General features: G+C 70.1%; 11 protein-coding genes. 3 read left to right on the top strand and 8 right to left on the bottom strand.

Features of this window, described 5'->3' with window-relative positions; translation table 11 throughout:
* From AB8Z36_RS02150 to AB8Z36_RS02140, 3 genes are all read right to left on the bottom strand, one after another.
* Positions 1 to 463, bottom strand: a 463-nt coding sequence (locus AB8Z36_RS02150) for a restriction endonuclease (RefSeq protein ID WP_369211447.1), incomplete at its 3' end; no start/stop codon positions are given.
* 877 nt (positions 464 to 1340) lie between these two features.
* Complete coding sequence (locus tag AB8Z36_RS02145; protein WP_369211446.1) at positions 1341 to 1538, bottom strand: hypothetical protein; 198 nt, start codon at positions 1536 to 1538, stop codon at positions 1341 to 1343.
* A gap of 77 nt (positions 1539 to 1615) precedes the next feature.
* A complete protein-coding gene (locus AB8Z36_RS02140; RefSeq protein ID WP_369211445.1) occupies positions 1616 to 1993 on the bottom strand; it encodes a hypothetical protein in 378 nt (125 codons plus the stop codon).
* Positions 1994 to 2407: 414 nt separating this feature from the next.
* On the opposite strand from AB8Z36_RS02140, the gene AB8Z36_RS02135 reads away from it, so the two are divergent.
* Positions 2408 to 3349, top strand: a complete 942-nt coding sequence (locus AB8Z36_RS02135) for a TetR/AcrR family transcriptional regulator C-terminal domain-containing protein (protein WP_369211444.1) — start codon at positions 2408 to 2410, stop codon at positions 3347 to 3349.
* On the opposite strand, the gene AB8Z36_RS02130 is transcribed toward AB8Z36_RS02135, so the two are convergent.
* Positions 3294 to 5570, bottom strand: coding sequence for a catalase (locus AB8Z36_RS02130; protein ID WP_369211443.1), 2277 nt, complete (start codon positions 5568 to 5570; stop codon positions 3294 to 3296). The two genes, AB8Z36_RS02135 and AB8Z36_RS02130, sit on opposite strands and share 56 nt — an antisense overlap.
* A gap of 206 nt (positions 5571 to 5776) precedes the next feature.
* On the bottom strand, positions 5777 to 6601 hold the full coding sequence (locus AB8Z36_RS02125) for a SigB/SigF/SigG family RNA polymerase sigma factor (RefSeq protein ID WP_369211442.1): 825 nt from the start codon (positions 6599 to 6601) through the stop codon (positions 5777 to 5779).
* Positions 6602 to 6612: 11 nt separating this feature from the next.
* On the opposite strand from AB8Z36_RS02125, the gene AB8Z36_RS02120 reads away from it, so the two are divergent.
* Positions 6613 to 6855: a hypothetical protein gene (locus tag AB8Z36_RS02120; protein WP_369211441.1), complete on the top strand. Its 243-nt coding sequence runs from the start codon at positions 6613 to 6615 to the stop codon at positions 6853 to 6855.
* On the opposite strand, the gene AB8Z36_RS02115 is transcribed toward AB8Z36_RS02120, so the two are convergent.
* From AB8Z36_RS02115 to AB8Z36_RS02105, 3 genes are all read right to left on the bottom strand, one after another.
* Positions 6852 to 7943, bottom strand: coding sequence for a hypothetical protein (locus AB8Z36_RS02115; protein WP_369211440.1), 1092 nt, complete (start codon positions 7941 to 7943; stop codon positions 6852 to 6854). The two genes, AB8Z36_RS02120 and AB8Z36_RS02115, sit on opposite strands and share 4 nt — an antisense overlap.
* Positions 7944 to 8314: 371 nt before the next feature.
* Complete coding sequence (locus tag AB8Z36_RS02110) at positions 8315 to 8761, bottom strand: hypothetical protein (protein ID WP_369211439.1); 447 nt, start codon at positions 8759 to 8761, stop codon at positions 8315 to 8317.
* Positions 8762 to 8819: 58 nt separating this feature from the next.
* Positions 8820 to 9377: a GH25 family lysozyme gene (locus AB8Z36_RS02105; protein ID WP_369211438.1), complete on the bottom strand. Its 558-nt coding sequence runs from the start codon at positions 9375 to 9377 to the stop codon at positions 8820 to 8822.
* A gap of 386 nt (positions 9378 to 9763) precedes the next feature.
* Between AB8Z36_RS02105 and AB8Z36_RS02100 the strand changes: the two genes are divergently transcribed.
* Positions 9764 to 10969: a cytochrome P450 family protein gene (locus AB8Z36_RS02100; RefSeq protein ID WP_369211437.1), complete on the top strand. Its 1206-nt coding sequence runs from the start codon at positions 9764 to 9766 to the stop codon at positions 10967 to 10969.
* Positions 10970 to 11063: the final 94 nt, after the last annotated feature.

Here is an 11063-nt window from a genome sequence, read left to right as displayed (position 1 = left end):
CGTTGGTAATGACCAGGACGACGTCGGCGCCGTGGAGCGGGCGGGCAGTGCCGTTGACCCGCTGCAGATCGGGGGTGCCGACAGCGGCACCCTGGATGCCGTTCTTGCGATGCTTGCACTGGATGACCCATTTACGGCCGAGCGGGTCGGTGGCCAGGACGTCCGCGCCGTTGTCACCGGCTCCGCCGACCTGGCGGGCGTCGGTGCAGCCGTCCCGGCGCATCAGATCACGCACCGTGAACTCGAACTCGCGGTGATGCAGCACGTCGAGCTGTGCGAGCTGGTAGCGCAGGGCCCGGCGGCGGGCGTCGGCCCACGCGGCCCGCTGCTGCCGCTGCCGAAGCAGGAGGGCACCCGTCCCTGCGGCCACCAGCATCAACACAAGCAGCACCCACCAATGGGTGAACAGCCAGGCCACGACGGCGTACGCGAGCACGGCCGCGGCTGCCGCCGGGACCAGCATCAGCTGTGTCTGCCGTCGCTGCCGCCGCTGACGTTTGCTCGCGCGCCGTGGGCGCCGCCGTCGGGCGGGCGGACGGCGCGTCACCGGGCACCGGCCTGGAGCGATAAAGGGATCGGCCAGGAGAGCGAGACCGCCCCCGCGTCCTCCCCGGCAGCGATTCCGCCGCCGACCATGGTCACCGCGTTCACCGCGTCCACCGCGTCCACCGCCAGAACGGCCGCCTTTCGCCGTGCACCCGCGGTCCACCGGGCGTGCCCCCTGACCCCGGTCCCGTTCCTGCGCCAGCACTCATGCACCCGGGGCATACAGCCCTCCCTCCCCCACGACTTCCTCGCCAACTGCCATGCTGGCACCTGCCACTGACAACAGGGCACCGAATGCGCCGCGGGGGCATGGCCGCCCCAGCCCGCGCGCGGTGCGGCGGGCGGCAGGGGGCGGCCCTGTGGTGTAGCGGTGCGCGGCGGATGGTGGGTACTGTCTGCGGTACGGGCCCGTTCACCGCGCGGGGAAGTGCGCATGGTGCGGCGCCCGTGGCCCCCCAGACCCCGGGCCGCTGAAGCAGGAGGCAGCATGGCCGAAGACGGCCGGAGCCCTTGCATCCTTGCAGCGGACACGGGGTTTCCGGCACTGTCCTCCCGAGCCGCCGCTGGGGCACTCTCCCGCCCCCAGCGACCAGGGAGGACCACGGCACGGGGACGACTGTGGGGTAGCCACGCCGTCCTCGTGCCCGGCGGCCGTCCTGCCCCGGTGACCTCACACCCGTAGCTTGGCCGTGGACGAGATGGACAGCCTGTTGCAGCCCACGGCTGCAACAGGCCGCAGGGCTGCTTGTCCGAACCCTGCCACCCGGTATGCCCATAATCTTCCCGCCCACACCTCATATCTCAGAGCTGGGCAGGCGTCCCCCCGGGGCGCTTCGCTGTCCGTACACCGCCGCCTGGTCTCCGGCAGCGGAGACCATGTCCGGGCTGTCCAGCGATAGTACGTTCCTGGCCCGCTCGACGGATGCCTCGGAGGCAGGTCCGCCGGGATTCTCGGTGACCAGGGCCTGGTTGTGGGTCACGAAGGAACGCATCCGCTGCTCGTAGCGCGCGTATCCGGTGCGGTGGTCGCCGTTGTCCCGGGCAAGGCAGTCGGCCAGTACGTAGGCGCCTACGAGGGCCAGGCTGGTGCCCTGCCCCGGGAGGGGGGACGGGCAGTAGGCGCCTTCAGGGCGGCCTCGGACAGGCGGGCTCCTTCCCACCGCATGGCGGCGAGCTTGTCCACGACGAGTTGCCGGAGGGCGGCGCCGTCACGGGCGAGGGGGGCGGACTCGAAGCCGAAGGCGATCCGCAGTCCGGTGTTGCCGCGTACGGGCATGATGCCGAAGCCCGTGTCGCCGTCCCGCAGCCACATCTGCCAGTCGTCCAGGTCCAGGAAGTTCTCCGCGCTGAACACTGAGAGGTAACTGCCCAGATGGTGGGCGTAGCGCTCCTCCGGGCCGAAGGCCAGGCGCCGGACGGCGGAGTGGAGGCCGTCCGCCCCGACCACGAGGGCGAAGGTGCGCGATGCCCCGTGGGGCGAATGCGACGCGCACGCCCCTCTCGTCCTCGTCGAGCGCGGTGATGCTGTCGCAGAAGAGGTACTCGATGTCGGCACGCGTGTGGTCGTACACCGAGCGGACCAGGTCGCAGCCAATGGGCGAGGACGGGCCCGGCGATGCCGCCGCCGGAGATGAGTACGGTGCGCATGTAAGGCTCCCCTGATGCTGGGTTCGACGTGTGCGCCTGAACGTACGGCGTACACCCAGCCCCCTCAACTGCCCGAATGAAAGACGTGTACTAGAACAGGAACCCTCTCGCACGACTGCGCCGCTGCCATCGTCTGTGCTAGTACAGGACAGGGAGGCCACTGGACGTGCCGAACGCCACAGATGCTGCCGGAGATCCGCCCTAGCTGCGCATCGTGGCCGCGATCCGGCAGCGCGTCGCGGACGGTGCACTCGCCCCCGGGGGCCGGGTTCCCGCCACCCGCCAGATCGCCCGGGAGTGGGGCGTCGCGCTCGCGACGGCCACCAAGGCACTGACCACCTTGCGCCTGGAGGGAGTGGTCGAGGCCAAGCCCCGGGTGGGCACGGTCGTCGCCGGAACCGCTCCCGCCGCGCAGAACCGCAGACGACCGTCACCCTCCCCGCACCCCGAGCAGGAGCTCAGCCTCGACCGGATCGTCCGCACGGCCATCGAGATCGCCGACACCGAAGGGCTCCCGGCGCTGTCCATGCGAGGCGCCGCCGCCCGGCTCGGCGTCGCGGCGATGTCGACCTATCGCTACGTCCCGAGCAAGGAAGACCTCGTCCTGCACATGGCCGATGCCGCGTTCGGCGAGAACTCCTACCCCGCGGACTTCGACGGGAACTGGCGCGACCGCGTCGAGCTGGGTGCCAGGACCCAGTGGAGTCTGTACCGGAAGCACCCGTGGCTGGCCCAGCTCGGCTCCCTCACAGTCCCGTTGCTCGTACCCAATCTCATGGTCCACGGCGAGTGGGTGCTGGACGCGCTCGCCGGTCACGGCCTGGACCCCACGACGCTGTTCGACGTCCATGTACTGATCCACAGCCACGTCCAGGGCCTGGCCACGCACCTGGAGATGGAGGCGCACGCCGAAACCACCACCGGACAGTCCGAAGACCAGTGGATGGACAGCCACGCCTCCGCCCTCCGAGAACTCGTGGAATCAGGCCGCTTCCCGACCTTCAGCAAGGTGGTCGGGTCCTTCACCGACGGCTACGACCTCCGTCTCGACGCCCTCTTCGAGTCCGGCCTCAAGGCGCTCCTCGACGGCCTTGCTCCCCTCATCGAGGGGCAGCGAAGCGCTCCCAGGCGCGGTGGCCACCGAGCAGTTCGATGACGGTGTCCAGGACCGCGGTGGGGTCACCGGCGGCCACGCCCGCGGTGTTCGCGGAGATGCCTGCCGTCTCCAGGGCGGCCTGACCCTCTCCCCAGGCGCCGAGGGCCTTGCCGTGCCGGAAGGCTTCGGCGATGAGCAGCAGTACGCGGGAGTCGAGACCGGTGGACCGGACGATGTCGTCGTCGGCCTTGGCGTCGCGGGCCCCGTAGCCGTCGGGGGCCGCGGCGGGCGCACCGGCGAGCAGGAGCGCGTCGAATTCGACGGAGCGGGCGGTGGTGAAGGTGCGCTGCACGGTGACCGGGTGGTCGCCGTCGGCGCCAAGTTCACCGCCGACGGGGGCGATGACCAGGGGGACCATGCCCGCGTCCAGGATCCGTCGGCGCACCGCGCGGACCCCTTCGAGGTCGGTGCCGTCGGTGACGATGCCGATGATCCGGCCGTCGACCGGCCATTGCCTGCCGATCTGGGAGAGCGCGGGGCTCGGCGCGACGTCGGCCAGCGGACCGGCGGCCTCGGGCGCGGGCAGGCCGAGGCCGGTGGCGACCTGGCCGCACAGCTCCGGGTCGATGTTGGCCAGTACCTGAAGGGCCCGCTCCTTGATGCCTTGTTCCCAGCACTTGCCGAGCTCGAAGGTGTAGGCGGCGACGATGTGTTCGCGCTCGACGGCCGTCATGCTGAGCCAGAACTGCCGGGGCTGGCTGAAGTGGTCGTCGAAGGTGGCCGCCGCCGTACGCTCCTTGCGCGAGGCGGGTACCTCGGCGGGCACTTCGATGTAGGCGCCGGTCTCCGCACCGGCCAAGAAGGGGCAGCCGCCGTCGAGGGAGTTGGGTCGGTAGGGGGCGACGCCTCGGTGCACCGCGGTCTGGTGCATGCCGTCGCGCAGCATGTCGTTGACGGGCGCGTGCGGCCGGTTGATGGGCAGCTGCGCGAAGTTGGGGCCGCCCAACCGGCTGATCTGTGTGTCGAGATAGGAGAAGAGTCGGCCCTGTAGCAGGGGGTCATCGGTGACGTCGATGCCGGGGACCAGGTGGCCGGGGTGGAAGGCAACCTGCTCGGTCTCGGCGAAGTAGTTGGAGGGGTTGGCGTTGAGGGTCATCAGGCCGATCGGGCGGACCGGCGCGAGCTCCTCGGGCACGATCTTGGTGGGGTCGAGCAGGTCGATGCCCTCGAACATCTGGTCCGGAGTGTCGGGGAAGGTCTGTACGCCCAGTTCCCACTGCGGGTAGGCCCCCGCCTCGATGGCGTCGGCGAGGTCGCGGCGGTGGAAGTCGGGGTCCACGCCACCGGTGATCTGTGCCTCCTCCCAGACCTGGGAGTGCACGCCCAGACGCGGCTTCCAGTGGAACTTCACCAGCGTCGTGGCACCCTCGGCGTTGACCAGCCGGAAGGTGTGGACGCCGAAGCCCTCCATCGTCCGGTAGGAGCGCGGGATGCCGCGGTCCGACATGTTCCACAGCGTGTGGTGGGTGGCCTCGGTGTGGAGGCTGACGAAGTCCCAGAAGGTGTCGTGGGCGCTCTGCGCCTGGGGGATCTCGCGGTCGGGGTGCGGCTTGCCCGCGTGGATGACGTCGGGGAACTTGATCGCGTCCTGGATGAAGAACACCGGGATGTTGTTGCCGACGAGGTCGAAGGTGCCCTGCTCGGTGTAGAACTTCGTGGCGAAGCCCCGGGTGTCGCGGACGGTGTCGGCGGATCCACGCGAGCCGAGGACGGTGGAGAAGCGTACGAAGACCGGCGTCTCGACTCCCTCGGCGAGGAATTCCGCCTTGGTGATGCCGGCGGCCGAACCGTAGCCGCGGAAGACACCGTGGGCGGCGGCTCCACGGGCGTGCACGACGCGCTCGGGGATGCGCTCGTGGTCGAAATGGGTGATCTTCTCGCGCAGGTGGTGGTCCTGTAGCAGTACCGGGCCGCGCGGCCCCGCCTTCAGCGAGTGGTCGGTCTCGTACAGGCGCGCACCCTGGGCGGTGGTCAGGTAGGCGTCACCCTGGGCGACCCGGCCCTGCGGCACCCCGGTCTCCTGACCGGTGGGGCTGTAGGTGTCCGGGCCCCGCTGGTCGGGCTTGGGCGGCAGCGGCTCACGCGGGTTGGTGGGCTCGGCGACCGGAACCGCCTCCGGGCCAGGAGCGCCGGGAATCTCGTTCCCCGCACTCATGGCTTCCTGCACCTTGTTCACCACCTTCTCGGCAGCCGCCGACACGGGGTTCTTCTTCTCGCTCACAGGGGGTTCTCCGATTCATGGACGGGTTGAGCCGTACGCGGGGCAAGGTGCACGGGCTGTGGCGCTGGAGCGCCGCCCGCGCGGGTACCCCCACCACGTACGACGACGCACGCGTTACGCCATCCGGGTCTGGCGGCACTCACCACACACTCGCGATGTGCACGCGACCGAGACCGGCGTCATGGGTTCGGCCTGAAACGGCGTGATCAGGCGGTGAGGGTGGTCTGCATACTGGCGGCGGGCTCGGCTTCGGCCTGCCTGCGCACCCGTCGGCAGGCCTGCGCGATCAGGCGCGAGACGTGCATCTGCGAGATGCCGAGTTCCTCGCCGATCCGCGCCTGGGTCATGTCGCCGAAGAAGCGCATGTGCAGGATGCGGCGCTCACGTTCGGGCAGCAGGGCCAAGCCGGGCTTGACGGCCTCACGCTCGATGACCCTGTCGTAGCGCGGCTCGTCGTGGCCCAGGAGGTCACCCAGAGCCGAGGACTCCCCCTGCGGAGCGGTGGCGCTCAGCTGGGCATCGAGCGAGACCGCCCGGAAACTGTCGATGGCCTCCAGCCCGGTCAGCACTTCTTCTTCACTCAGCCCGGCATGCTCGGCGATCTGCGCCACCGTGGGATAGGAGCCGCCGCTGGTCAGAGACAGCTGCTGGATGCTGGCCCGGACCTTGTTGCGCACCTCCTGCACCCGCCGGGGCACATGCACGCTCCAGGAGTGGTCCCGGAAGTGCCGCTTGACCTCGCCGATGATCGTCGGCATGGCGTACGGGACGAACGGGCCGCAGGCGGGGTCGTAGCGGTCGATCGCCTTCACCAGGGCCAGGGCGGCCACCTGCTGCAGATCCTCCAGCGGCTCGCCCCGGTCACGGAACTTGCCCGCCAGCCGGTGCGCCATCGGCAGCCAGGCCACCGTCAGCTCCTCCATCAGCCGCCGCCGCTCCGCCCCGGCGGGCAGCGCGGCCAGCCGCTCGAAGGCGGCGGCCGTGTCCGGTGTGTCCGTGGCGCGTGCGGGGTGTGTCGTCCTGCTCGACATGGGTGCCTCCCGTGGACCTGCTCAACATCGGCAGCACGGGAGCGCGCGGAACACACCCGGAGGCGACCGTGACCGTGACCGTGGCCGTTCCCGTGCGTGTGCCTGTTTGCCCAAGCACATCGAAACACCTTGTGTCCGTGATCGGCGAAGCCAAACAGGGCGAAGCCAAACAGGGCGAAGCCAGACACGGCAACACGGCGGCGGAATGTCAGGCACACCGACAGCGCGACAGCGACGGAACGCGGACTGGCTAGTCAGCCTGGTCGTCGCGCAGCGCTCTGCGGCGTTCCTGTTCACGCTTGGAGTAGGCGGCTGCCCGGATCGCCTCGTCGCTCTCCAGGCCCGATCCTAGGGCGCCGCCCACGGTGGCGACCGATGCGACGAACCAGGTCAGCGTCCAGTACTCCGTGGCGTGGAGCGGGGTTCGTGTCAAGGAAGTGAACACCCGCTCGTTGAGGACGAACAGCGCCCACACCAAGTTGACGGCCAGCAGACCTACGTAGCAGATGAGCACCCCGAACCCCACGGTCACGACGGTCGAGGCGTTGTAGAGAGCCGCCCTCTGCTTCTCCTGCCGCGAGTTCTCCGATGGTCGATGCCACAGGTGCGCGTCCACGATCAGCCAGCCGATCATGATCGCGAGAGACCCGATCGTGGCGATCACGAGGCGTGTGGTGCTCAGGGCGGCGGCCAGATTCCAGACCGTGGAGTTCACGGTCGCGATGGCTCCCGTGGCGAGTGCGGCCGCCAGGGCCTTCGACAGGCCCGGCACCAGCCGCCACGGCCGGTTGGCGCGGACCATACCGGCGAGCATCCGCACATAGCCGCGTGCCCCGCTGACGACGTAACGGACATCGTCGGTCCGCTCATCACCGGACTGGCCCAGGTGAATGGGCGCGAGAGGACTGAGGAAGGACCCCAGAACCGGCTGGCCTTGCGAACGTTCGTCGACCTCAGGGGTTGGCGGGCCCGCCAGGCCAAGGATGGCTCCCTCGACGACCCGCCGGGCCCTCGTCTGCAGCCGCAGGCCCCCCAGTGCGGGAAGAGAGAGCAGCGCCAAGCCCTGTTCGTGATTCAGATTCACGGCGAGCTTGTGCCCGTGTGAGTGCAGCGGAAGGTCGGTGAGCGCCACGACGACATCCCAGTTCTCCGCGCTCCCCCGGTCCATGATGCGGCGCATCAGGGTGGGCGGGTCCTCGGTCCCTGAGGTGAAGGGCTCACTGACCACCTTGACGTCGAACCGGCGCGTCTTGCCGGTCCTGTCGGCGAGCCGATCAGGGAGTGTGCGGGCCATGCGCTCAGCGATGTCCGTCGGCGCGTAGGGGTCCGCGAGGAGCGCCACGACTATGACGCCCTGCGTCGACACCGGCATCACTGGAGCCTTCCCGTCGGCGGTTTCCTGCGATCCCTTGTTCCCCAGGATGCCCCTGGGATGTGGTGAGTGCCATGTGACGGCCTGGCTGCCGCTCGTCGGTGCGTTCCGGTGACGCGAGCACTCGGGGCATTGGCTGGTGCCGTCGGAACGGCCCTGGCGGGCACAGCCGCGGGCGGGGCCTCACGGGAGCGAGCCAAGATCACGGTCAGAGCGGAGCAGGGCCATGTCCAAGGACGAGGACCTTGCCAGGCAGGTCGACCGGCTCCGGCTTGAAGCCACGCTCCCGGCGCCCGCCGATGCGGTGTGCTCGCTCTCGTCGACCCGGCTCGCCGCCGTGATCAGGTCTCCGTGGGTGCGGGTTCCGCGTGGACCGATACGGCGGTGAGGTAGGGACCGTCGCCGCTGAACCGGAGGGCCGGGGGCCACTCGTCACAGAGGGCGTCCGACACCTCGGCCGCCGGGTGGCCGAAGAGATCGATGCCATCAAGGACGACTGGGCAGGCAGACGGCCCTGTCAGCGTGAAGGGGTCGCGGGTGAGGCCGATGCCGGCCAGGCCAGGGGTGTCCTGGTGCCCGACGCGGCGGTCCGTGGTGTCGCCGTACACGTCGAGCGTCAGGCCCCGGTACCGCGCGCTGAAGGCCCAGTGGGCGCCGCAGACCCAGCCGTCACGAACGTCCGCGACGGTGGCGACGGCCCACTGGGCGGTGCGCTCGTCCATGCCGAAGCGGAGCGTGCCGGCACGATCCGGGAGCCGGAGACCGACTTCGGGGAGGAACTCGAACATGCGGGGGATGGTTGCAGTGCAGGCCACTGCGCCACAAGCCGGAATTGACGATGCCGTGTCAGGCTCCCTTGGCCCACCGCCGCAGAGCGTCCTGGTCCGCGAAGCGGGCCACGTTCTTGTCATGGGGATGGGAGGTGTACTGGTGGAAGCGCCAGTCGGCCTTGATGCGCGGTTTCCCGGCGGAGACGTAGTCGGCGATCCAGAGGCCGTCCCCCGCGTAGGAGGCGGTGTCGGCGTTCAGCCAGAAGTCGCGGTTCGTGTAGAGGACGACCCGGTGGTGCGGCCGGAGCTTCTTCAGCCTGCGGATGAAGCGGTCCTTGTCCTTGCTGCTGGCATGACTGCCGTTGCCGGTGGCCTCCCAGTCCACCGCCAGGATGTCACCGGCCTTGTCGGGGATCTTTGACAGGAAGTGCCTGGCCTGGGCGCGGATACGGCCGGGCCACAGGAAGTGGTAGAAGCCGACGACCAGGCCGCCCTTGCGGCCCGTCCGAGTCTGGGCCTCAAGGTGGGGGTTGGTGTAGGAGCGGCCCTCGGTCGCTTTGACGAAGACGAAGGAGAGGTCGTCCGTGGAGTAGGAGGGCGGCTGGAACGCGCTGATGTCGACACCGTGCAGCATGCAGGAGGGCTCCTCGCCGTTGTTGTGCCGGGCTGTCCAGGTGATTCCCTTTGCTGCCGCGGCGACCCCCAGTGCGTTGTTCGAACGTCACTCCGGCTTGTCGCCTACACGGGCGATGTCCCTGGGATCAGGCGGCGGTCGGCCCCGCCCCGCACACTGACCGCATCGCCGCGCGCGGGCGGAGCACGCCGCGAGATCCGGTGTGTGTACGTCTTGCTGTCCCACCCGTGGCCCAAGCACCCTGTCCGGAAGGCGCGTTGATCCGATGGATGGACGACGTACCGCAGCGCACCCGCCCCGGGCACAGACACCTTTGGAGAACCCCGTTGGACACCACACCGGCGAGTACCGCCCCCTCCGCACGGCAGCCAGGACCGGCGCACCGCATGGACCCGTCAGGCGGCTGCCCGCACGCGGCGAACGCCCGGCTGCTGGCCCGGGGAGCGGTCGCTCCGGTGGTCCTGCCCGGTGAGGTGGCGGGAATGGCGGTGGTCGGGCACGAGGCGCTGCGGGAATTCCTCTCCCACCCCGATGTCGCCAAGAGCGCACTGCACTTCACGGCATTGCAGACAGGCCGAATACCGGACGGCTGGCCCCTGAAGACCTTCGCCACGGTGCAGGGCATGACCACGGCGGACGGCGCCGACCACCGGCGGCTGCGTTCGCTGGTCAGCCGGGCGTTCACCGCGCGCCGCGTGGAGGAACTCGCCCCACGTGTCGACAGACTGACGTCCGGCCTGCTCGACGACCTCGACCGGGCCGCCGCCAGCGGCGACGGAGTCGCTGACCTGCGTACGCACTTCGCGCTGCCGCTGCCGATGGGAGTGATCTGCGAGCTGCTCGGCGTGGATGCCGAGCACCACGACCGTCTGCATCACCTGTCCAGCCAGATCGTCGCCACGGACATCGGCCCCGCGGAGGCCCTGGCCGCCAATCGGGAGATGGTGGACGTGCTGGGCGCCGTCGTGGCCGCCCGTGTGGAGAATCCCGGCGGCGACCTCACATCCGCCCTCATCGCCGCCCGCGAGGAGAACGGCGACCGGCTCAGCCCGCACGAACTGCTCGGCACCCTGATGCTCATGATCATCGCCGGACACGAGACGACGTTGAACCTCATCACGAATGCGGTACGCGCCCTGTGCACCCACCGTGACCAGCTCGGCCTGGTCATGTCGGGCCGGGCGAGCTGGGCCGACGTGGTCGAGGAGACGCTGCGCTGGGACAGCCCGGTCAGCTACTTCCCCTTCCGCTACCCCACCCGGGACCTGACGCTGGACGGCACCGTCATCCCCAAGGGCACCCCTGTGCTGGCCGGTTACTCCGCCGCGGGCCGCGACCCGAAGGCCCACGGTTCCGACGCCCACCGATTCGACCTCACCCGCGAAAGCTCCCCCCGCCACCTCTCCCTGGGCCACGGCGCGCACTACTGCCTGGGCGCACCGCTGGCCCGCCTGGAAGCCACCGTCGCACTCAAGCAACTCTTCACCCGCTTCCCCCGGCTCGACATCGCCGCACCGGACACGGACCTGCCGCGCCACGCCTCATTCGTGGGCAACAGCGTGCGGCGGCTGCCCGTACGGCTGCGCGGCTGAGACCGCCAAGGCGAAGGATGCACACCTGTGGGCCGGGCGCGCACCGGCTCGGGGACGGAGCGGAGGACAGGACCGCCCGCCGCCTCCGCGGTGA

The sequence above is a fragment of the Streptomyces flavofungini genome, from assembly GCF_041028215.1.
Taxonomy (GTDB): domain Bacteria; phylum Actinomycetota; class Actinomycetes; order Streptomycetales; family Streptomycetaceae; genus Streptomyces; species Streptomyces flavofungini_B.
Note: the sequence above shows the minus strand (reverse complement) of the source record. Positions and strands in the feature narration are given on the sequence as shown.

Excerpts from the sequence above, each read along its gene's own strand:
- AB8Z36_RS02105 (WP_369211438.1), bottom strand. The coding sequence starts at position 9,377 with ATGCTGCACGGTGTCGACATCAGCGCGTTCCAGCCGCCCTCCTACTCC.
- AB8Z36_RS02100 (WP_369211437.1), top strand. The coding sequence starts at position 9,764 with ATGGACCCGTCAGGCGGCTGCCCGCACGCGGCGAACGCCCGGCTGCTG.
- AB8Z36_RS02145 (WP_369211446.1), bottom strand. The coding sequence starts at position 1,538 with ATGCGTTCCTTCGTGACCCACAACCAGGCCCTGGTCACCGAGAATCCC.
- AB8Z36_RS02125 (WP_369211442.1), bottom strand. The coding sequence starts at position 6,601 with ATGTCGAGCAGGACGACACACCCCGCACGCGCCACGGACACACCGGAC.
- AB8Z36_RS02110 (WP_369211439.1), bottom strand. The coding sequence starts at position 8,761 with ATGTTCGAGTTCCTCCCCGAAGTCGGTCTCCGGCTCCCGGATCGTGCC.